Here is a 22,492-nt window from a genome sequence, read left to right on the forward strand (position 1 = left end):
GCACATCGCAGCGCGTCACGAAACCCAGGCGCGAAGGAAATCCTCACCTCACCCTTGAGGTCGGGCGCGGGCGGGATGAGGATTCGCGCCATCCCTTGGCCCCGCCCCGCTCCGCTCCCCGTCGAGACACGAGGGGGGCATGGCCGACTCCTGGAGGAACCCTGATGAACCGTCTGTCACGTGCCGTGCTCGTCGCCGCGCTGAGTCTGCTGGCCCTTCCCGCCTGCTCGGACGACGACGAGGACCGTCAGTTCGCGAGCCCCAACCCGAGCCCGGGAGAGCCCGCGACGGACGCCGGCACGCCCGACTCCGGCACGCCGGACTCAGGTGACGTGTGGCCCGCCGAGTTCTCGTGTACCGATGCGCAGCGCAAGACGCTGACCTTCAATCCGGGTCAGGAGCAGGACCTGCAGAACGCCGTCAATGACTTGCAGCCGTGCACCACGGTGCAGCTGGGCGCGGGCACGTTCAAGTTCAACAACGCGGTGACCATCCGCCAGGACGGCATCACCATCGTCGGCGCGGGTCGGGGCGCGCAGGGCGAGGGCACCGGCGGCGCCGCCAGCACCGTGCTGGACTTCTCCAACGCAGTGGCCAACACCAACGGCCTGGACGTGGTGGGCAAGCTGTTCACGGTAAAGGACGTGGCGCTGTGGAACGCGAAGAAGGACGCGCTGCGCGTGGAGAACTCGTCCAACGTGTTCATCCAGCGCATCCGCACCGAGTGGGCGGTGGAGAACGACGAGAACAACGGCAAGTACGGCATCTACCCGGTGAAGTCGCGCTACGTGCTCATCGAGGACTGCGAGGCGTACAACGCCGCGGACGCGGGCATCTACGTGGGCCAGACGCGCTACACCATCGTCCGGCGCAACATCGCGAAGAAGAACGTGGCGGGCATCGAAATCGAGAACACGCGCTTCGCCTACGTGGAGGGCAACACGGCCATCGACAACACCACGGGCCTGGTGGTGTTCGACCTGCCGGGCAACCCCATCAAGGGCACCGACATCCTCATCACCAAGAACACCATCACGGGCAACAACCGGCCGAACTTCGCGTCGGTGACGGCCAGCAGCAGCACGGTGTCGCAGGTGCCGGCGGGCACGGGCACGTTCATCCTGGCGTCGCGCCGGGTGGAGTTCGTGGGCAACACGTGGGGTGACAACGGCTCCGTGGACATCGCGGTGCTCAGCGGCCTGGCCATCGAGCCCAACCCCATCCTGTGGTCGGCGGGCTTCTTCAACTTCAACACGGGCGATGTGTCCATCCACGACAACACGTTCCTGGGTGGCAGCGGCGCGAACGTGGACAACGGCCAGCCGGACCTGCAGAAGCGCCCGCTGGGCGCGCTGATGTTCAACCTGTACGCGTACGGCAAGGCGGTGCACGGCGTGGAGCGCGTGGAGCACGTGCTGTGGGACGGCATCGACCCGGCGCCGCGCGCCGAGGGCCGCGAGCCCAACGCGCTGAACCTGTGCTTCTACAACAACACGGTGCCGGCCACGACGAAGCAGGCGGTGGTGGACCTGGACCTGCAGTCGGTGCAGGCGTACCTGACGGCGCAGACGCCCAACCCGGCGGCGGCGTGGGCCGCGACGGCGCGCTACGACCAGGGCGCCGAGCCGTTCAACTGCCGCGGCTTCGCGCCCGCGCTGGACCTCCCCTGAAGTGAGCGGACCGAGGACGCCCGTCGCCATGCGCGCGCCGTACACGAAACATCTGGGCCTCGCCGCGGTGCTGCTCGCCGCGGCGGTGGCCGCCTGCTCCGGTGACGAGGACCCACCGGGCAACGAGCCCACGCCGGACGCGGGCAATCCCTCGCAAGGGGATGCCGGCACGCCGGACGCGGGTGCGCCGGACTCGGGCCCGGACGCGGGGCCCCCCGACGCGGGGGTGCCGGACGCGGGTCCCCCCGACGCGGGCACGCCCGACGCCGGGCCTCCGGGCACGGTGGTCATCCCGAACAAGCTGTCGGACCTGAAGCTCTTCACGGGCACGCCGGCGACGGGGGACTTCCAGCCCGTGGCGGGCAACATCCCGTACGAGCTGACCACGCCGCTGTTCTCCGACTACTCGCTGAAGTCCCGCACGCTGTACGTGCCGGACGGCAAGAAGGCGCTGTATTCGGCGAACGACGTGTTGGACCTGCCGGTGGGGACCATCATCACCAAGACGTTCGCGTACCCGGCGGACTTCCGGGAGCCGGACAAGAATGTGCGCCCGCTGGAGACACGCATCCTGGTGCGACAGCCGAGCGGCTGGGAGGCGTATCCCTACGTCTGGAACGACGCGCTGACAGAGGCGACCAAGGTCGTCGGCGGCTACGTATTCGAGAACTTCGAGTTCATCGACGCCGAGGGCGTGAAGAAGACGTTCAACTACCTGGTACCCCAGCGCAACCAGTGCCAGAAGTGCCACCACGAGGTGGACGCGCAGGACAACCAGTACCTGGTGCCCATCGGCGTGAAGGCGCGCTACCTCAACCGGGAGCACGTCTACGACGGGCAGCCGGTGAACCAGCTCCAGCACCTGGCGGCGCTGGGGAAGCTGGGCAACCTGCCTTCCGCCAACATCCCCCGCGCGCCGAACGCGTTCGACGCCACGGAGGCCACGGTGGCCGAGCGGGCGCGCACGTACCTGGACATCAACTGCGCGCATTGCCACAACCCGAAGGCGCAGCCGGGCATCACCAGCCGGCTGTTCCTGGACATCAAGACGACGGACGAGTTCAGCCTGGGCTACTGCAAGCGCCCGGGCTCCGCGGGCAGCGGCGTGGGCGGTGAGTTCGACATCGTCCCCGGAGACCACTCCACGTCCATCCTCTGGTACCGGCTGCACACCGAGGAGTCGGGGAAGATGATGCCGGAGATTGGCCGCGCCCTGCGCCATGACGTGGGCTCGCAGCTCATCGCCGATTGGATTGACGCCATGCCGCCGCGGTCCTGCAAGTAGCGGCGCGACAGTCCTGGGTGTGGATGAAGGCCCTTCGCCGCTGCCCCTTCGAGGCACGGCGGAGGGCCTTCGCCTTGTCGGGCCTCAGCGAGTCGGCCGCACCCGGCGGCGGCGCGCCGCGTCCTCACCGCCCAGCGACACGAGCATGCCCGCCAGCAGCGTGCGGGCCTCCTGCAGCGGGCCTTCGCCATGCTGGCGCTCGAAGCGCTTCTGGAGCGCGGAGCGCAGCGCCCGGGACTTCTCCACCGACGCGAGCCCGCGGGGCGACAGGGCCACCTGACGCACGCGCGCGTCCCCGGTCTCCGTCTTGTCCACGTAGCCCAGCGACTCCAGCTCCGCGACGGACTTGGACGCCGCCTGCTGCGTCACCCCCAACAGCTTCGCCAGCTCGCTGATGGAGCGCGCGCCGCCCAGCAGGTGCTGGAAGACATGGCCGTGCGAGTGGCGCAGCCCGGTGAAGCCCGCGCCGTGGAGCTCCTCCAGCACCTGGTCGTTCATCCGCTGCCCCACGAAGAGGGCCAGGTACCCCAGGTCCAGCGACTCGGGGCGCACGTCCACGTCTTCCATCCGGCGTGACATGCGCCACTGTGTCGCATTCACATCCCGGGTTGTGCAATGCGGGTCCTCCCTGGACCTGGCCTTGTCGTCGTCGACCCGTGGGTCCTTTCGTGACATCGCCCCCCAGGACTTTCCGCAGGCGTGTCGCATAATCCCGCCCCCATGTCCCTTCCCCTCCTCGCCCGGGCCTTGGGCCTCGCCGTCGCGCTGGCGGTGCTCGCCGCGTGCCGCATCGAGTCCGCGGCGCCCGCGTCCGGCGCCGCCAACAAGCACGAGGGCGCGCCATCGGGCGAGGTCTGGGTCTACACGTCCATGTATCAGCACGTGCTGGACGCGATGGAGCCGCTCCTGAAGGAGAAGCTCCCCGGCGTCACGGTGCGCTGGTACCAGGCCGGCAGCGAGAAGGTGGCCAGTCGCCTGGAGGCCGAGCGCGCCGCGGGCGCCGTGCGCGCGGACCTCCTCTCCGCGTCGGACCCGTTCCTCGTCGAGCGGCTCGCGCGCGAGGGGGCCCTCCTGCCGTATGCGTCCGTGCACGTGCTGCGGGCCCCGCGCGCGTTGGTGGACCTGGATGCCCGCTACGCCTCCATCCGCGTGTCCACCATGGTGCTGGTGCATCGCGAGGGCTCTCCGCCTCCGCCCACCTCTTTCGCGGCGCTGGTGGATGGGAGCTGGAAGGGACGCGTGGCCATCGGCGACCCGCTCACGTCGGGGACCGCCTTCACGTGGGCCGTGTTCTGTCATTCCAGGTACGGCGAGGCGTACTTCACCGGCCTGCGCGAGCACGGCGCGCTCGTGGCCGGCGGCAACGCGGCGGTGCTCCAGAAGGTCGAGAGCGGCGAGGCCGACGCGGGCGTGCTGCTGCTCGAGAACGCGCTGGCCGCCCGGGCGCGCGGCAGCAGGCTGCACATCGTCTGGCCCACCGACGGCGCGGTCACCATCCCCGGCCCCGTGGCCATCCTCGCCGGGACGCCGAACCCCGTGGCCGCCCGCGCCGTGGTGGACGTGATGCTGTCTCCCGAGGGCCAGCGCCTCATCGTCGAGAAGGGAGACATGCACGCGGTGGACCCCCGGCTGCCGGGCCCGCGCGAGGAGCCGGGCGTGGACGCGCTGCTACAGCGCACGCAGCCGTGGACGCCGCCCCTCCTGGAGCAGGGGCTCACGCGGGGCAGCGCCATCAAGGAAGCCTTCAGCCGGGCCTTCGCGCGATGAGGGTGCCCACGCGGTGGCTGGGGCTTGGCGCGTGGCTTACGCCGCTGCTCGTCTTCGCGGTGGGGCCAGTGGTGGCGCTGCTGGCGCGCGGGCTCGGCGCGCAGACGGGTGAGGCGGGGATGAGCGGCCTGGGCGCGGAGACGGGCGCGCTGCTCAACACGCTGGCCATCTCCGGCGGCGCGGCGCTGCTGGCGCTCTGCCTGGGCACGCCGCTGTCGCTCTTGCTGTTCCGCACGGACCTGCCGCTGCGCGGCGCCTTCACCGTGCTCTTCACCCTGCCCTCCGCCATCCCCGCCTTCATCTGGGGCATGGGGTGGTTGTCATTGGCGAGCCCTCGCGCGGGCTATCTCAATCGCCTGCTGGGCGCTGGCACGCTCGACATCCACGGCCCGGTGGGCATCGCCTTCGTCGAGGGTGTGTCCGGCCTTCCACTCGTGCTGCTCGCGGGCGCCGCGGCGCTGAGGCGCGTGGACCCGGCGCTGGAGGAGGCCGCGCGCGTGTGCGGCGCCTCCCCCCTGCGCGCGCTGCTCACGACGACGGTGCCGCTGGTGATGCCGTCGCTGCTCTCCGGCGCGGTGATGGTGTTCCTGATGGCCGCGTCGTCGTTCGGGGTGCCGTACCTCCTGGGCGTGTCCGCGACGCCGCCCACGCGGGTGCTCACCACGCGCATCTACGAGCTGGTCCTGCTGGGCGACGAGGGCCTGGGACGCGCGAGCACGCTCGCGCTCGTGCTGCTGCTGCTCACGCCGCTGTCGCTCTTCGCCACGTGGACGCTGGGGCGCGCGGGGCGCGTGCGGTTGAGCGCGGGCAAGGGGCTGTCTCCACGGCCCTTGTCCCTGGGCCGCGCGCGGAGACTGGCCACCGGCGGCGTGGCGGCGGCCTGCGTGCTGCTGGTGCTGCTGCCCCTGGGCGCCATCCTGCTCACCTCGCTGCAGCGGGGCTTCGGGGCCCGGCTGGCGTGGGAGGAGTTGACGCTGTCGCACTGGTCCGGCGTGCTGTTCGAGCCGCGCACGCTGCGCGCCACGGGCTTGAGCCTGCTGCTCGCGACGGGCGCGGGCGCGCTGGTGTGTGGCCTGGGGCTGTCGGCGGCGCTGCTCCAGCGGGCGTGGCGTCGCCTGGGCGCGGGCGTGGAGGCGCTCGCCGTCTGGCCCTACGCGGTGCCGGGCACGGTGCTGGCGCTGGCGCTGCTCGTCGCGTTCTCGCGCGACTGGCGCTTCATCCTCGTGGACCGCGTGGCCTTCGTGCTGGCGCTGGCGCACACGCCGTGGCTGCTGCTCGTCGCGTACGCGGCGAAGTACCTGGCGCTGGGCACCCGCAACGCCTCGGAGGCGCTCGCGCAGCTGGACCCCTCGCTGACGGAGGCGGCGCGCGTGTCGGGCGCGGGCCCGCTGCGCGCGTTCCTGGACGTGCCGCTGCCGCTGCTGCGTCCCGCGCTGACGGTGGCCTTCATCCTGACCTTCCTGGCGTGCGCGACGGAAATCACCATGTCCGTGCTGCTGGTGCCCGCGGGCTCGGAGGTGCTGGGCAAGCTGCTGTTCGACCTGCAGAGCTACGCGGACCCGGCCTCCGCGGCGGTGCTCGCGTGCGCCTTCGTGGCGCTGGTGGTGGCGGGACAAGCGGTGCTCGCGCTGGTGTCGCGTCGCGCGACGGAGACGCGGTGATGGCGGCGATTGCGTTGCGGTCCGTGTTCAAGGCCTACGGCGCCACACCCGTGGTGCGCGGGCTGAGCCTGGACGTCCACGAGGGCGAGCTGGTGTCGCTGCTGGGCCCCTCCGGCTGCGGGAAGACGACGACGCTGCGCATGCTCGCGGGCCTGGAGCACCCGGACTCGGGCGTCATCCGCATCGGCGAGGAGACGGTGGCGGGCCCCGGCGTGCGCGTGCCGCCCGAGCGGCGCGGGCTGGGCATGGTGTTCCAGGGCTACGCCGTCTGGCCCCACCGCTCCGTCGAGGAGAACGTGGCCTATCCGCTGGTGCTGCGCCGCGTGCCGAAGGCGGAGCTGGCCACCCGCGTGCGCGAGGCCCTGCGACAGGTCCGCCTGGAGCACCTGGCCACGCGCAGGCCCCACGAGCTGTCGGGAGGACAGCTGCAGCGCGTGGCGCTCGCGCGCGCCCTGGTGGCGAGCCCCCGGGTGCTGCTGCTCGACGAGCCGCTCTCCAACCTGGACGCGGCGCTGCGCGAGGAGCTGCGCGCGGAGCTCGCCACGCTGCGCGCGAAGATGGGCACCACGCTCGTCTTCGTCACCCACGACCAGGGCGAGGCGCTCGCGCTGTCGGACCGCATCGCGGTGATGAACCAGGGCGTGCTCGAGCAGGTGGACTCGCCCCAGACGCTCTACCGCGAGCCCGCCACCCCGTTCGTCGCGGGCTTCGTCGGCGGCGCCAACGTGCTCACGGGCGAGGTGCGCGCGGGCCACTTCCACACCACCCCTGGAGGCACGGGGTTCGCGCTGCCACCCGGGACTCCCGCCACCCCGCCGGGCCCCACCACCCTGGTGGTCCGCCCCGAGGACGTGGAGCTCGGCGAGCACGGCACGCCCCTGCCCCTGTCCGCGCGCCTGTTCCTGGGCCACGCCGCCGAGTACCGCTTCCCCGTCGGCAGCACCCTCCTGCGCGCGGTGGCCCCTCCACTCGAGGTGCGCGCGGGCCAGACACTCCACGTCCGCCTGCGCAAGGTCCGCCTCTTCGCCCCACGGTGAGGCGTGGGCTCGGGGGCACCTGGATGTTTTCGGACTCATTGCCCGGGACGAACCGCTCCGGGGAGACTCCCAGCGTCACCCCCGACTCCCGGAGTCCTCGTGTTTCGCCCCATCGCCCTGCTCGCGCTCCTCGTGTCGTGCCTCGGACTCACCGCCTGCTTCGAGGACGACGTCTGTACCGAGATCTCCACCTGTGGCGGCTGCGCCAGTGAGTACGTCGCCAACGCCTGCAAGTGGTGTCCGTCCGACAGCACCTGCTCCGCGTATGGCGAGGGCAGCTCCTGCTCCTACTCGGAGCTGAAGGACGACGCGGACGAGTGCGGCGGTACGTCGAGCGCGTGCAACAGCCCGTACTCGGGCCCCTCGGCCGACCCGCAGTCCTCCTCCTTCTGCCAGGCCGCGTACCACTACGGCTGCCAGGGCCAGACGTCGCGGCGCGACGACAACTGCCGCGTGTACGCCCAGTTCGAGGCGGACAACCCGGGCATGCCGTCCTGCCCCTACTGCCCCTGAGCGATTGGGCGCGCGAGGAGGCTCGGGCCGGGTTAAAGCCGCACCCATGAGCGACTCGAACCCGAGCATCCTCTCCCACGTCTCCCTCGGCACGAACGACTTCGCGAAGGCCGTGGCCTTCTACGACGCCGTCCTCGGCACCCTCGGCTGCAAGCGGGTGCTCGACTTCCCCAACGCCGTGGCCTACGGCAAGCAGTTCCCCGAGTTCTGGGTGCAGGCCCCCATCGACGGGCAGCGCGCCAACGTCGGCAATGGCACCCACTTCGGCTTCATCGCCGCATCGAAGGAGGCCGTGCACGCCTTCCACCAGGCCGCGCTCGCGGCGGGCGCCACCGACGACGGCGCCCCCGGGCCCCGTCCGCAGTACGGCGCGCCCTACTACGGCTGCTTCGTGAAGGACCTGGACGGCCACAAGATTGAGGCGTCCTTCTGGGACGAGTCCGCGGGCGGCGCGCACGGCGTCTGACGTGGCGCCTACACCTGGCGCAGCTTCCAGCGCCCTCTGCGGAAGAGGAGGGCCGCGAGCACCGCCAGCACGGAGAAGGCCACGGTGAGCGAGAGGAACACGCCCGAGGGCCCCATCTTCAGGGGCCCCGACAGCACCCACGCCAGGGGCAGCTCCAGAATCCAGAAGCAGAACACGTTGATGAGCGTGGGCGTGGTGGTGTCCCCCGCGCCGTTGAACGACTGCGTCAGCACCATGCCGAAGGCGTAGAAGAGGAAGCCTCCGCTGATGATGCGCAGCGCGTGCGAGCCGTGGTCCACCACCACCGGGTCCGGGGAGAAGGCGCCCACCAGCGGCTGGGCGAAGGCGACGAACAACACCCCCAACGAGCCCAGGAACACGGCGTTGATGCGCCCCGCCGTCCACACGGCCTGCTCGCCGCGCTCCGGCTGACGCGCGCCCAGGCTCTGGCCCACCATCGTCGCCGCCGCGTTGGCCAGGCCCCACGAGGGGAGCAGCGCGAAGAGCACGATGCGCATCGCGATGGTGTAGCCCGCCACCGCCTGGCTGCCGAAGGTGGAGACGATGCGCGCCAGCACCACCCAGCTCGTGGTGTTCACCAGCGACTGCGCCGTGCCCGCGCCCGACAGCCGCAGCATGGAGAGCATGGTGCCCACTTCCAGCCGCACGTGCTCCCAGCGCACGCGCAGCCGCCCGCTCCCCCGGGCCAGCCGGTAGATTTGGTACACCACGCCGCAGCCCCGGCCGAACGTGGTGGCCACCGCCGCGCCCATGACGCCCAGCTCCGGGAAGGGGCCCACGCCGAAGATGAGCATCGGCGCCAGGACGATGTTGATGGCGTTGGCCAGCCACAGCACCCGCATGGCGATGGCCGCGTCCCCCGCGCCCCGGAAGATGGCGTTGATGAGGAACAGCAGGAGCACCGTGCCCATGCCGCCGAGCATCACCTGCGTGTAGCGCACGCCGTGCTCCAGCACCCACGGCTCGCCGCCCATCAGCTCCAGCAGGGAGCGCGAGAACACCACGCCGCCCACCGCCAGGGGGATGGCCAGGAACACGCCCAGGCCAATCGCCTGCACCGCCGTGCGCGCGGCCTGCTCCGGGTTCTTCTCACCGATGCGCCGCGACACCAGCGCGGTGGCGCCGATGCTCAGCCCCGCGGCCGCCGCGTAGATGATGGTGAGCAACGACTCCGTCAGCCCCACCGTGGCCACCGCATCCGCGCCCAGCCGCCCGACGAAGAAGACGTCCACCACCGCGAAGATGGACTCCATCACCATCTCCAGCACCATGGGGACCGCGAGCAGGAAGATGGCGCGCTTCACGGGCAGCCCCGTGAGGTCCTTCTCCGTGCCGTGCATGGCCTCCTTCAGCGACGCCCAGAACCCCTCTCGCGGCACGGACTCCCGCCCCTCCACCTGCGACATGTGTGCTGCCTCCTGGACCGCCCCGCCGAGCCTCGGGCCCTTCTGTCAGGAAGGGGCGACGGCGTCCAGGACGCCGCGGCGCGCGGCCGGCTGACCCGCACGGCGCCTCGCGGCGGGGCGGGTGCGCACGCTCGGCCTTGTCCTCCGCGCCCGGGCGGGCGTGGATGGCCGTCACCCACCCCAGACCCGGGGCCGGGTTACGCGCTGTTCGCCGTTGCACCTCCGACACCACTCCAGCGCCTCCGGGCGGTCCTTCATCGCCGAGGCGAGGTGTAGCTTGCGCCCACTCATGATGCCGAGCTTCTCTCGTTCGCTGTTCCCGTCAGTCCCCAGTCCGGGCACCGCGCACTTCCGTCTGGCCAGCAGTGCGCGCGTGCTGGGGCGCGTGCACCTGGGACCCGGAGTCCACCTCGCGCAGGGCGCGGTGGTCTGCTCTCCGGAGGGCGCGGTTCAACTGGGCGCGGGCTCCACGCTGAGGGAGAACACCACCGTCGTGGGCACCGCGCGTCATCCCGTGGTGGTGGGCGAGAAGACGACGCTGGGCCCGCGCAGCCTGGTGCTCGGCGCGTCGGTGGGCCACCTGTGCGACGTGGGCCCGGGGGCCATCCTCCAACCGGACGCCCGGCTGGGCGACCGCTGCCTGGTGGCGGATGGGGCGCTGGTGCCCTCCGGCATGTGGGTGCCCTCGGATTCCGTCGTCGTCGGCCGGCCCGCGCGCGTCGTGCGGCGCGTGGACACCGGCGACCTGGAGCGGCTGCGCGCCTCGCGCGGCGGCTCACTCACCCTTCCCCAACAACCCCTCACCCCTTTCTTCGCCAGAGACCGCGCCGAGGATGCACCCATGGGACAGCTCTACTCCCTCCGAGACAAGCACCCGCTCGTCCACCCCACCGCCACCCTGTTCTCCTCCGCCGAGGTGACGGGCGACGTGCTCATCGGCCCCGGCGCCATCATCGGCCCCGGCGTGCGCATCATCGGCGAGTCCCACGCGCCGCTGCGCATCGGCGCGGGCGTGCGCATCCACGCCAACGCCGTGGTGCAGCTGCAACCGGGGGGCACGCTGGTGGTGGAGGATGGGGCCATCATCGGACCGGGCTGCCTGGTGCACGGCTGCTTCGTGGGCGCGGGCACCGTGGTGGAGGCGGGCGCCATCCTCTGCGACCGCAGCCGGCTGGGGCGAGGCTGCCTGGTCGGCGCGGGCAGCATGGTGCGCCCCGGCTCGCTCTTCCCGGACGCGGCCCAGGTGGATGGCTTCCCCGCGGTGCAGACGGGCTTCTTGTCCGCGCTGCCCGCGACGCCGCCCTGGGCGCTCAAGCCGGAGGACCTGCCGGAGCTGCGCCGCGTCAGCTGAAGCCGCTCGTCGCCCGGGCATGCCGCGAGGCCCCGCCCCGCTGCCCGCTGTCGACTGCGCTCCCGCGTGCCGAGGGGCGCCTTCGTCCAAATCCTGAGGGAACGGGCCCGCCCGCGCGTGGAAACGTCCGCGCGCCTGGGGGACGGACGGAGGACCTCGCCTCGCGGCGGGGACGAACGATGTGGCAGGCGCCGGGCACCGAAGGCCTTCAGGAAATCCATCGGGGACGCCGGTACGTCGTGTTCCGCACCTGGGCACGCGATGGCCGGCCCCTCATCATCAAGCAGGTCCGCCAGGGGCCGCTCGCCGCCGGCAGCGCGCCCATGCTGCGCCACGAGCACGCGCTGCTCACCGGGCTGCGCGACACCGTGCCCGACCTCGCGCGGGTCGTGTCGCTGGAGGACGCGCCCTCGCACCCGCCCGCGCTGGTGCTGGAGGACGCGGGGCCGCACAACCTGCAGGAGTGGCTGCGCCGCAAGCCCGTGGACCTGGAGCGCTTCATGGCGCTGGCGCTCCAGCTCACCGGCATCCTCACCCGCCTGCACGAGCAGCACGTCATCCACCGCGACCTCAACCCCACCAACCTGGTGATGAGCGCCGACGGCACGCACCTGACGCTCATCGACCTGGACCTGGCCACGCGCGTCTCGGGCATCGCCCCCAGCGGGGAGCTGCCCGGCGAGCTGCAGTGGGCCCTGCCGTACGTCGCCCCGGAGCAGACGGGACGGATGAACCGGCCCATCGACCACCGCGCGGACCTGTACTCGCTGGGCGCCACCTTCTACGAGCTGCTCACGGGGCTGCCGCCGTTCACCTCCCCGGACCCGGTGGAGCTGGTGCACGCGCACCTGGCCCGCGCGCCCGTGCCGCCCGCCTTCGTCAACCCCGCCGTGCCGCGCATCGTCTCGGACATCGTCCTCAAGCTGCTCGCGAAGATGCCGGAGGAGCGCTACCAGGGCGCCGACTCGCTCCTGTCGGACCTGCTCGAGGCCAGCCGGCGTCAGAACGACGGGGACTTCACGCTGGGGCGGCTGGACCTGGCCCACCAGCTGTCGCTCCCGGAGCGCCTGTACGGCCGCGAGCCCGAGCAGCAGGCGCTGCGCGCGGCCCGCGAGCGCGTGCGCCGGGGCGGAAGCGAGCTGGTGCTGCTGTCGGGCGCGGCGGGCATCGGCAAGTCCGCGCTGGTGCACGAGCTGGCGCGCGACGCGCTCCCTGGAGACCGGCTGCTCACCGGCAAGTTCAACCAGCTGCAGGGCACCGTGCCCTATGCCGCCTTCGTGCAGGCGTTCCAGGGGCTGATGCGCGAGCTGCTGGAGGAGTCGCCCCCGTCGCGCGACTTCTGGCGCGAGCGCCTGTTGGGCGCGCTGGGGCCGCACGCGCGTGTCATCACCGACGTGGTGCCCGCGCTGGAGGTGCTGCTCGGGCCGCAGCCGGTGCCGCCCGCGCTGGGACCGGTGGAGGCCGCCGCGCGCTTCCACCTGCTCTTCCAGTCCTTCGTGCAGTCGCTGGCCACGCCCCGGCACGCGCTCATCCTGTTCCTGGATGACCTGCAGTGGGCGGACCCCGGCTCGCTCCACCTGCTGGAGAGCCTGTGCACGGACCCGGGCTCGCGACACGTCCTCTTCATCGGCGCGTGGCGACCGCAGGAGGTGGGCCCCGGACACCCGCTGTCGCGCCTGCTCGACGTGCTCGCGGAGCAGGACACGCTGCCGGTCCAGGACTTCGAGCTGGCGCCGCTGGAGGTCGGCGCCATCACCGCGCTGTGCGCGGACACCTTCCAGCTGGAGCCCGCGCGGGTGGCGCCCCTGGCCCGGCTGCTCGCGGGCAAGACGGCGGGCAACCCGCTCTTCCTCACGCGGCTGTTGCGCCTGCTGCACGCGTCCGGGCTCCTGCGCTTCGACTGGGAGCGCGGCACGTGGACCTGGGAGCTGGAGCGGCTGTCCCGGGTGGAGGTGACGGAGAACGTGGTGGAGCTGCTGCTCGCCGCCATCCGCCGCCTGCCCGAGCGCACCCAGTACGTGCTGGAGGTGGCCGCGTGCCTGGGGGACCAGGTGGAGCTGGGGCTCCTGTCGTCGCTCGTCGACGAGGACGAGCAGGACGCGGCCTCCGCGCTGTGGAGCCTCCTGCGAGAAGGGCTGCTCGTCCCCGAGAGCGAGCCCGCGCGCGCGCCGGCGACGACGGACGGCGCTCGGCGCGAGGCCACCTACCGCTTCGCGCACGACCGCGTCCGACAGGCGGCGTACTCGCTGCTCACCGAGGACCAGCGTCAGGCGCTGCACCTGGCCGTGGGACGCAAGCTGTGGCACGGCGCGAGGGGCGAGGCGCTGGAGGAGCGCCTGTTCGCGGTGGTGGACCACCTGTACCGGGGCCTCGGCCAGCTGAGCGACGGAGAGGAGCGCGAGCAGCTGGCGGAGCTGTTCTTCCGCGCGGGCTTCAAGGCCAAGGGGGCCTCCGCCTTCGGCGCGGCGCTGGTGTACTTCACCCGCGGCCTGTCGCTGCTGCCCGCGGACGGGGGACTTCGGCGACAGGCCCGGCTCTTCCAGGTGCACCGGGAGGCCGCAGAGTGCGCGTACCTCTCCGGCAACGGGAGGCTGGCGGAGGAGCTGCTGCACACCGCGCACACGCACGCCGCGTCCGCGACGCAGAAGGCGGACCTGTACGTGCTCCAGGTGCTCGCGAACCTCATGACGGGCAGCTACCCGGAGGCGCTCGCCGCGGGCCGCGAGGGGCTGCGCCTGTTCGGCGTGGAGCTGCCCGAGCACGGCTACACGGAGGCGCTCGCCGAGGGACAGGCGCGCGTGCGCCGGCACCTGGACGGGCGCCGGGTGGAGGCGCTGCTGGACGCGCCGATGATGACGGACAGCGCGCACCTGGCCTGCGTGCAGCTGCTGTCGGAGCTCGTCACGCCCGCCTTCTTCGTGGACCCGGACCTGTTCGCCTGGCTCAACACGCTGGCGCTGGCGCTCACGCTGGAGCATGGCAGCTCGCGCTGGGCCCCGGCCGTGTACGCCGTGCAGGGCATGCTGCTGGCGAGCCGGGGCGAGGTGGAGGAGGCCCAGGCCTACGGACACCTGGGCGTGGCGCTCGCGCGCAAGCTGGGCGACGCCAGGCAGGAGTGCCGGGCGCTCATCAGCCTCACGCTCAACGTCAACCATTGGCGCGCGCCCCTGCGCACCAGCCTGTCCCTGCTGCGCCGGGCGGTGACGACGGGGCTGGCCAGCGGTGACCTGCAGTTCACCAGCTACGCGCTCACCACCGTCGTCTCCACGGAGCTGGCGATGGGCACCGAGCTGGTGCGCATCCTCGGCTCCATCGACACCGCGCTCTCCTACTCCCGGCGCGCCAACGTGCAGGGCATGGTGGACGTGTCCCTGCTCTACCGTCAGGCCATCCGCGCGCTCCAGGGCCGCACGCGCACGCCGGCGCGGCTGGACGACGACGACTTCGACGAGAGCGCCTACCTCGCGTCGGACCGGGTGGAGCAGACCAACCTCTACCTGCTCGCGATGATGAAGCTGTTCGTCGCCTACGTGATGGGCGACCTCGACGAGGCGCTGCGCATGTCGCGCGAGGCCCTGCCCTACGTGCACTACACGCAGGGCTTCTTCCGCAACGTGGACTTCAACGTGCTCACCTCGCTGACGCTCCTGGCGCGCGCGTCGCGGACACCGCTGGAGAAGGAGGCCCTGCTGTCCCACGTGGAGGCCAACCAGCGCAGGCTGGAGGCGTGGGCCCGGACGTGCCCGGAGAACTTCCGCCACAAGCACCAGCTGGTGGCGGCGGAGGTGGCGCGGCTGGAGGACCGGGCGCTGGAGGCGATGCGGCTGTACGACAGCGCCATCGACGGCGCGCACACCGAGGGCTTCCTCCAGGACGAGGCCCTGGCCCACGAGCTGGCGGGGCGGTTCCACCAGCAGCAGGGCCACCGGCGACTGGTGCCGCTGTACCTGCGCGCGGCGCTGGACTGCTACGTGCGCTGGGGCGCGCAGGCGAAGGTGGCGCAGCTGGAGGAGGAGTTCCCGGAGCTGGCGACGCGGCTGGACCGGCCCTGGACGGAGCCCGGCGCCATCACGACGGGCCCCACGCCGCCGGGGGCCTCGCTGGACCTGCTCACCCTGCTCAAGGCCTCCGAGACGCTGGTGAGCGAGGTGGTGCTGGACCGGCTGCTCGAGAAGCTGATGGCGGTGTGCTTCGAGGCGGCGGGGGCCACGCGCGGGGCGCTGGTGCTGGACGAGGGCGGCAGCCTCCAGGTCTGCGCCATGGGCGCCAGCTCCGAGCCCGTCAGCCTGGAGCGCACCCCGCTGGAGTCGAGCCCCCAGGTGCCGGTGACGTTGGTGGAGCACGCCTTCCACACCGGTGAGACGCTGGTGCTGGCCGACGCCGCGCACCAGGGCCGCTTCGTGGGGGACGCCTACGTGGTCCGCCGCGCGGTGAAGTCCGCGCTCGTCGTGCCCATCCAGCGCCACGGCAACACGGTGGGCGTGCTCTACCTGGAGAACGACCTGGCCACGCGCGCCTTCACCCCGGAGCGCGTGGGCGTGCTGCGCACGCTGTCGTCGCAGATCGCCATCTCGCTGGAGAACAGCCGCCTGTTCGAGCAGCTCCACGTGGAGGTGCAGGAGCGCCGCCGCGCGGAGCGGGCCGTGCGCTTCCTGGCGGACACGGGGCTGGCCCTGGCCGAGTCGCTGGACGTGGAGGTGATGCTGGGCAACGCCATGCGGCGCGTGGTGCCCTTCCTGGCGGACTGGTGCATCGTCACCGTCGTCGAGCGCGGCGAGCACCTGAGGGTGCTGTCGGCGACGCACGTGGACGCGCGCAAGGAGGCGCGGCTGAAGCAGATGCTGGAGCGGTACCCGGTGGACTGGACGTCCCCGCCCGCCCTCGTCCACGCGCTGCGCACCGGCCAGCCCTTCCTGCGCGAGGACGTCCCCGACTTCATCCTGCGCGAGCATGGCCATGGCCAGGAGTACATCGACACCCTGCGCGACATCGGCTCACGCGCCGCCATGCACGTGCCGCTCATCGCCGGAGGCAAGACGCTGGGCGTCGCCACCTTCGTCTCCGGCGCGCCCGGAAGGCGCTACACGGAGGCGGACCTGGGGCTCGCCCAGGAGCTGTCGCGCCGCGTGGCCGTCTGCCTGGACAACGCCCGCCTCTACCGCGAGGCCCAGGACGCCGTGCGCCTGCGCGACGAGTTCCTCAGCGTGGCCTCCCACGAGCTCAACACGCCGCTCACCTCGCTGCGCCTCATGGTGCAGACGCTCCTGCGCCACACGCCGCCCGGGCTGCCGCCCCACGCCGTGCGCGCGCTGCGCACGCTGGACGGCCAGACGCTGAAGCTGGCCACGCTGGTGGAGGAGATGCTCGACATCTCACGGCTCCAGGCCGGGCGCATGGACCTGCGCCTGTCGCGCGTGGACCTGGCGGACCTCATCCGCCACGCGGCCAGCAGGCTCGCCGAGCCGCTGGAGCGCGCCGGCTGCGCGCTGGAGCTGCACATCGACGGTCCGCTGTGGGGGAACTGGGACGGCGCGCGGCTGGGGCAGGTGCTGGTGCACCTGCTGTCCAACGCGCTCAAGTTCGGCCCGGGCAAGCCCATCACCCTGCGCGCGTGGGAGGACGACGGGCGGGTGCGCGTGAGCGTGACGGACCAGGGCATCGGCATCGCGGAGGACCGGCTCGCCGACATCTTCGAGCGCTTCGAGCGCGCCGTCTCCGTGCGCGCCTACGGCGGCCTGGGCCTGGGGCTGCACCTGGTGCGCGAAATCCTCACCGCGCTCGGGGGCTCCATCCACGTGGAGAGCACCCCCGGCGAGGGCAGCACCTTCACCGTCGAGCTGCCGACCGACCCCGAGGCTCAGAAGTCCTCGTACTCCATCGAGATGACATAGGGCTTCGTGGCGCTGACCCGGCCCGCGGCGTCCGTGTGCAGCTCGCAGCCCAGCATCTGGCTCACCGGCGCGTCGAAGCGGAGGATGCGCAGCCGCTTCGCGACGGAGCCCTCCAGCCGGACGGGGTAGCCCAGCGAGCGCGAGCGCTCCAGCGCGTCCTCGGGCAGCTCGCCCGCCTTCACCTCGCCGCAGAACCCCGCGACGCGCGCCTGCACCTGCCGCTCCCTGCGCGGCGTCAGGACGCGCGCGCTCAGCCAGGAGAAGAACAGCACCAGTCCCGGCACGAGCACGAACACCAGCAGCGACACGCCGCAGCCGTACCGGCCCCACGAGGTGCCACCCGGCTTCGCCGCGCTGTCACGTGCCATCCGCATGCTCCCTTGCGTGCCCCGGGAAAAAGCAACACCCGGGAGGCCCATGATGGCCCCCCGGGTGTCGCCGTCCAACCCCGAACCTCGAAGCTCCTGGAGCTAGTAGGAGCCCTTCAGCGTCACGCCCGTGAAGGCCGAGTAGGCGCGCACCATCACGTAGTACTTGCCCGCCGTGGTGTTCGTCAGCTGGCAGGTCTCCGCGTTGCCACCCAGGTACGGGCGGCAGTCGTAGGTGCCGGAGCCCGTGCCGGGGGCCGAGCCGAAGCGGACGTACAGGTCCGCGTCACCCGTGCCGCCGCTGGTGGCGAACGTCACGCGGGTGTTGGCCGGCACGTCCATCGTGTAGTTCACGCTGGCGCTGGTGGCGGCGGACAGGCCCGTCACCGGCACGTTGTTCTGCAGCACGTTGCCCACGGTGGCGCTCGCCGTGCCCGTCAGCGTCACGTTGGAGTAGGCCGAGTACGCGTAGAGCAGGACGTGGTAGGTGCCCGCCGTCGGGTTGTTGAGGGTGCACGTCTCCGTGCTGCTGCTGCCCGCGGAGCTGCACAGGTAGCTGGACGTGGTCGGCTGGGTGCCGCGGCCCACGTACAGGTCCAGGTCACCCGAGCTGCCCGTGGTGGTGAACACCACCTTGGTGGTCCCCGCCGGAACCACCAGCGAGTAGTACTTCTCGTTGCCCAGCGTGCCGGAGATGCCCGTCACGGGCGTACCGTTGGTCAGCGGGATGGAGACCGGCGGCGTCCACACGCCGTTGACCCCCACCGCCTCCCAGGCCGCCTTCACCGCGTCCTGGATGGCCTGGCTGTAGTTGAGGTCGGCGGCGGCCTGGATGGTCCACGTCTTCGCCTGGAGGAACGTGGTGCCCTCCGTGAAGATGTCCGTGTTGGCCTTGTACCAGATGCGCGCGGCCGTCTCGACGCCGATGGCCGGCACGTTGATGGTGGTGCGGCCGCGCGGGTGCGTGCCGCCCTTGGCGAGCAGCGCGAAGGCCAGGTTGGGGATGCCCGAGCTGTAGTGCACGTCGGTGCTGGACGTGTAGCTGTCGAGGTGGTCCAGCGAGACGCCGTCCTTCCTCGGGTCATCCATGTAGCGCAGGGCGTCGTTCTGCGTGTTCGGCGTCCACACCTGCTCGCCAATCATCCAGATGGCGGGCGCGGTGCTCCAGGTGCCGGACGCCCAGCTCTGGCAGATGGCGGCGAAGGTGTCCGACAGCGCCTCGTTCAGACCGCCGGACTGGCCGGAGTAGATGAGGTTGGACTCGCGCTCCGTCACCGCGTGCGTCAGCTCGTGCACCGTGACGTCCGGGTCCTTGCCCAGCTCGATGGAGTTCACGCCGTCGCCGTCGCCGTACACCATCTGGCTGCCGTTCCAGAAGGCGTTCACGTAGTTGCTGCTGTAGTGGACGGTGCTGCGCAGCTCCGCGCCCGCGTTGTCGAACGAGTCGCGGCCGAACAGCGTCTGGTAGCAGTCGTACGTGTAGCCCAGCTGCGTGTGGTTCTGGTCCACGTGTGCGTCGTTGGTGACCGCGCCCAGCTCGCCGCGGCGCAGGGTGCCCGGCAGCGTGGTGCCGTTGTTGGCCGTGTACACCGCGCGGTTGCGGGCGGTGTGGATGAGCGGGTGGCGCGCCACGACGCCCGCCTTGCCGAGCGCGTCGACATAGACGTTGTCCACCAGGGGGATGCCGGAGGGCTGGGTGCCCGTCACGCGCACGTGCCAGGCGAGGAACAGCGTGCCCGCGTCGTCACGCACGTAGACCAGCCGGGGCTGGCCCTCGGAGGCGATGCCGGTGCCGGCGGTGGCACGGGCCGCGGCGCTCGCGGCGGCGGCGGCGTCCACGCGGGGCGTGGCGGGCAGGTCCACGCCGTCACGGGCGGAGCTGTTGGCCGCGTACACGTTGCCGTCGGGGCGCACGTGCAGCATCAGCTCACCGCCCACCACCTCCAGGCCGTTCTTCGTCTGGCGATAGCGCAGGTGCTGGTTGCCCTGGTTGTCCGTGCGCGCGCGCTGCAGGAACAGGTCGTCGGCGCGCAGGCGGAACACCGGGGCGATGTCCGTCAGCGCCGGGGCCGCCGCGAACGCCGCCTGGCCCACGCCCAGCGCCGACAGCGTGCGCTCCACCTTGCCCAGCTCACCCACCAGCGTGTCGGGCACGCCGTCCGTGTGCGCCCCCGCCACGCCCGCGCTCGGCAGCTTCTTGAGCGACTGCTGGATGTCCGACCCCGCCTTCACCTCGGGCGCCTTCGCCTCGTCCGGCGCGGACTCCGTGGTGCCACACGCGGTGAGCGCAACACCCAAGCAGGCCACGCCAATCGTCTTCAGGACTCGATGAGCCAAACGCAAGACCTCCGGTAAAAGGCCATTTATTCGTGACACACCTGGAATCACGATTTCAAACGTAAAAGCCATTATTCATGTTTCGATATATTTCCAACCCAGACACGTCAATTTGCTTTACGTGTGAATCCTCGCGCGACGAGAAATGGCCAGCACAAGGGTAGGACAACGGCTCGAAAGAGCGTGTCTGGCGGTAGAAGTCGAGCCCGCCTGAAAACACGTCTGTCAGCGTCAGGGATTCAACGGGGTTTGAGAGGCATTGACTTCGCGCGGCTCACGGGCGCGGCTGGGGCGGCTCGGTCGCATCCCCCTGGATGAGCCAGAGGCGCGCGGCAGACTCCTCCCAGAAGCGGCGCAGGATGCGGTCCGTGCGGCTGTTCTGGGCCACGCGGTTGAGCTGGAGGGCGACGATTTCGCTCTCCACCAGCTCCGCCACGCGCACCACGCCCGAGCGCAGGCCGTACTCCTGCACACGGCGAATCATGTTGGCGGCCTCGGGCGAGGCGGGGCGGAAGGCGCGCAGGTCCGCCAGGATTTTGATGTCCTGGCCGGCGAGCGAGTCGGTGGCCCGCTCCAGCTCCGTCACGAAGGCCTCCATCTCCGGCACCCGGATGTAGCCCTCCAGGACGAAGCCCACGATGGCGTGCGCATTGTCGACGTCGATTCGGAACACCCGGGCTCCTTCGCCACCAGCACGCGCGTCGCGCGCCCCCACAGCGTAGGAGCCCGCTGGTGGCGAGCCCAGACACCCGGGAGTGCGGGGTGGATGTCCGGTTCAGGATTCGACGCTCAGCCGCTCGATCAACAGCGCGAAGGCGCGGCGGGCCACGGCGTCGCGCACCTGGGCCCGGCCCCCGGCGAAGACGTGGCGCTCCACCGCCGCCGCTCCGCCCCGCCGCATCACCGCGATGAAGGCCAGGCCCACGGGCTTGTGCGGCGTGCCCCCTCCGGGGCCCGCGATGCCTGTCTCCGCGAGGGCCCAGTCCGCGCGCGAGCGCTCCAGCGCCCCGCGCGCCAGGGCCTCCGCCGCCTCGGCGCTCACCGAGCCATGCGCCTGGAGCAGCTCGAGCGGGACGCCGAGCTGTTCGACCTTGGACTCGTGGGAGTACGGCACGAAGCCGCGCTCCACCACCGCCGAGGCCCCGGGCACCTGCGTCAGCCGCCCGCACAAGAGCCCGCCGGTGCACGCCTCCACCAGCACCAGCCGCACGCCCGCGCTCCGGCAGCGCTCCAGCACGCGCTCCTCCAGCGACTGCTCCTGTCCGTCGTTTCGCGGCGTCACCGCGCCATCCTCGCGCGGAGGGCCGCGGGCCTCAACTCCGGGCAGGCGCGGGTTTCACGGCCAGCACCGCCACCAGCACCTCGTCCCTCCAGCGCAGGCCCACCACGCCCGGCTCGCGCTCCAGCGTCAGCGCCGGGTGCACGCCGTCGGGGCCCAGGTGCTCGAGCAGCTCCAGGGGCTCGAAGCCCGCGCGCGACAGCCGCGCCATCCACATGCGCGCCGTCTCGTGGCGCTCGCAGCGGGCCGACTCGTCCACGGTGCCCACCACGTCCTCCACCTCGCGCCCGAAGAAGCGCTTGATGGCGGCGCGCTCCTCGCCCGGCACGCCCAGGGAGTCCAGCAACTGGAAGACGTGCGTGAAGTGCCGCCACGCGTGGCCGAAGCGCTCCAGGGGCGCGGCCTGGAAGTGGTCCGTGTTCGGCTCGCACATCACCAGCGCCACGGGCTCCAGCGCGCGCAGCTGCCGCAGCACCGCGTCCCGGGCCGGGCCCTGGCTGTCCGGCGCCTCCGCCACGTGGTGCAGGGCGAACGCCGCGTTCACCACCCGGGGTCCCGGCAATGCGCGCAGCCGGGCCCACGTCGCCTCGCTCAGCGCCTCCACCGGGGACTCCACGCCGATGAAGCACACGCTCGCGCCCACCTCACGGGCCACGCGCGCGGTCGTGGCTTCCGCCTGCGCGAGGCTCGCCCCGCTCGGGTCCACGCCCACCAGCGTCAGCCGCCCTGGCAGGGCGCCGCGTCGTGACAGGGATTGCAACAGCCGCACGGCCTGCCGTCCCTGGCCGATGCCCACGTCCACCAGCGTGGCCTCCTCCTGGCCCCCCAGCAGCGACTCCAGCACCGCGTTCGCCAGCGCGTCGGCCGTGGACGCCAGCGGCATGTGGGCCATCAGCGAGCGGAACAAATCAATCTGCCGCTCGCTCGCGTCGGGGTGCAGATAGGGATTGCGGCTCCCCGCACCCGCGCCCGCCAGGCGATGCCTCACGGCGGTGGCGAAGAGCTGGTAGCCCAGGTCCTCGGGCACCGCGTCCACGTCCAGCATCGACTCCAGCGCCCCCAGCGACGCCGTGGCCTCGTCGACGCGTCCCGACAGGCCCTGCTCCATCGCCTGGAAGAGCAGCTGCTCCTTCTGCGCGCGCATCGCCCCGACTCCTTCCCCACGAGAAGCCCCGCGTGGACTCAACGGTAATGGTGCCCTCCCGGGCCCTCCACCCGCGCCCCACGCCCGCGCCCTTCCTCCGTGAGTTGCCACACACGCGGACGCACGAACGTGCGCCCCGGCCGTCCTCGGGACGACGACGGACTCGTACCCGGCGACCAGGACTCGCCGTGAGGGACCCACCGCACGCGGGATGCATGACTTCCCGCGTAATCGAACAAACCATTCGACGCGCCGGAGGGACGGGGCGAGGCTGCGCCCACCTGAGGACTCGCCGG

At 71.9% G+C, this 22,492-nt stretch carries 16 protein-coding genes; 9 read left to right on the top strand and 7 right to left on the bottom strand.

Annotation, left to right across the window (positions count from 1 at the left end):
• Positions 1-164 precede the first annotated feature (164 nt).
• Complete coding sequence (locus K8640_RS30965) at positions 165-1,670, top strand: parallel beta-helix domain-containing protein (protein ID WP_223750376.1); 1,506 nt, start codon at positions 165-167, stop codon at positions 1,668-1,670.
• Between the two features lie 28 nt (positions 1,671-1,698).
• On the top strand, positions 1,699-2,955 hold the full coding sequence (locus tag K8640_RS30970; RefSeq protein ID WP_305070696.1) for an SO2930 family diheme c-type cytochrome: 1,257 nt from the start codon (positions 1,699-1,701) through the stop codon (positions 2,953-2,955).
• Between the two features lie 84 nt (positions 2,956-3,039).
• Here K8640_RS30970 and K8640_RS30975 read toward each other — a convergent pair whose 3' ends face one another.
• A complete protein-coding gene (locus tag K8640_RS30975) occupies positions 3,040-3,534 on the bottom strand; it encodes a MarR family winged helix-turn-helix transcriptional regulator (RefSeq protein ID WP_223750377.1) in 495 nt (164 codons plus the stop codon).
• A 141-nt stretch (positions 3,535-3,675) separates the two neighbouring features.
• Between K8640_RS30975 and K8640_RS30980 the strand changes: the two genes are divergently transcribed.
• The 5 genes from K8640_RS30980 to K8640_RS31000 all read left to right on the top strand — a co-directional run bounded on the left by K8640_RS30980 (position 3,676) and on the right by K8640_RS31000 (position 8,399).
• Positions 3,676-4,722 (top strand): ABC transporter substrate-binding protein, encoded by a 1,047-nt coding sequence (locus K8640_RS30980; protein ID WP_223750378.1) that lies wholly within the window; start codon positions 3,676-3,678, stop codon positions 4,720-4,722.
• Positions 4,719-6,383: an iron ABC transporter permease gene (locus tag K8640_RS30985; protein WP_223750379.1), complete on the top strand. Its 1,665-nt coding sequence runs from the start codon at positions 4,719-4,721 to the stop codon at positions 6,381-6,383. The genes K8640_RS30980 and K8640_RS30985 overlap by 4 nt, the downstream gene beginning before the upstream one ends.
• Entirely contained in the window at positions 6,383-7,420 is a 1,038-nt protein-coding gene (locus K8640_RS30990; RefSeq protein WP_223750380.1) for an ABC transporter ATP-binding protein, read from the top strand. Before K8640_RS30985 ends, K8640_RS30990 begins: the two co-directional genes overlap by 1 nt.
• Positions 7,421-7,519: 99 nt before the next feature.
• Positions 7,520-7,933, top strand: coding sequence for a hypothetical protein (locus K8640_RS30995; protein ID WP_141327058.1), 414 nt, complete (start codon positions 7,520-7,522; stop codon positions 7,931-7,933).
• A gap of 46 nt (positions 7,934-7,979) precedes the next feature.
• Complete coding sequence (locus K8640_RS31000; RefSeq protein ID WP_141327056.1) at positions 7,980-8,399, top strand: VOC family protein; 420 nt, start codon at positions 7,980-7,982, stop codon at positions 8,397-8,399.
• Between the two features lie 8 nt (positions 8,400-8,407).
• On the opposite strand, the gene K8640_RS31005 is transcribed toward K8640_RS31000, so the two are convergent.
• A complete protein-coding gene (locus tag K8640_RS31005) occupies positions 8,408-9,826 on the bottom strand; it encodes an MATE family efflux transporter (RefSeq protein WP_223750381.1) in 1,419 nt (472 codons plus the stop codon).
• A 277-nt stretch (positions 9,827-10,103) separates the two neighbouring features.
• On the opposite strand from K8640_RS31005, the gene K8640_RS31010 reads away from it, so the two are divergent.
• Entirely contained in the window at positions 10,104-11,177 is a 1,074-nt protein-coding gene (locus K8640_RS31010) for a gamma carbonic anhydrase family protein (protein ID WP_223750382.1), read from the top strand.
• 179 nt (positions 11,178-11,356) lie between these two features.
• Positions 11,357-17,068 carry an AAA family ATPase gene (locus K8640_RS31015; RefSeq protein WP_223750383.1) on the top strand — a complete coding sequence of 1,904 codons (5,712 nt, stop codon included), beginning with the start codon at positions 11,357-11,359 and terminating at the stop codon, positions 17,066-17,068.
• Here K8640_RS31015 and K8640_RS31020 read toward each other — a convergent pair.
• The 5 genes from K8640_RS31020 to K8640_RS31040 all read right to left on the bottom strand — a co-directional run bounded on the left by K8640_RS31020 (position 17,035) and on the right by K8640_RS31040 (position 22,196).
• Positions 17,035-17,436, bottom strand: coding sequence for a hypothetical protein (locus K8640_RS31020; protein WP_223750384.1), 402 nt, complete (start codon positions 17,434-17,436; stop codon positions 17,035-17,037). The two genes, K8640_RS31015 and K8640_RS31020, sit on opposite strands and share 34 nt — an antisense overlap.
• 102 nt (positions 17,437-17,538) lie before the next feature.
• Positions 17,539-19,773 carry a M4 family metallopeptidase gene (locus K8640_RS31025; protein WP_223750385.1) on the bottom strand — a complete coding sequence of 745 codons (2,235 nt, stop codon included), beginning with the start codon at positions 19,771-19,773 and terminating at the stop codon, positions 17,539-17,541.
• A gap of 274 nt (positions 19,774-20,047) precedes the next feature.
• Positions 20,048-20,446, bottom strand: coding sequence for an STAS/SEC14 domain-containing protein (locus K8640_RS31030; protein WP_223750386.1), 399 nt, complete (start codon positions 20,444-20,446; stop codon positions 20,048-20,050).
• Between the two features lie 102 nt (positions 20,447-20,548).
• Positions 20,549-21,055, bottom strand: coding sequence for a CinA family protein (locus K8640_RS31035; protein ID WP_223750387.1), 507 nt, complete (start codon positions 21,053-21,055; stop codon positions 20,549-20,551).
• Positions 21,056-21,086: 31 nt separating this feature from the next.
• Positions 21,087-22,196 (bottom strand): GRAS family protein, encoded by a 1,110-nt coding sequence (locus K8640_RS31040; RefSeq protein WP_223750388.1) that lies wholly within the window; start codon positions 22,194-22,196, stop codon positions 21,087-21,089.
• Positions 22,197-22,492 lie beyond the last annotated feature (296 nt).

Source organism: Myxococcus sp. XM-1-1-1 (assembly GCF_020037095.1).
GTDB classification, from domain to species: Bacteria; Myxococcota; Myxococcia; order Myxococcales; family Myxococcaceae; genus Myxococcus; species Myxococcus fulvus.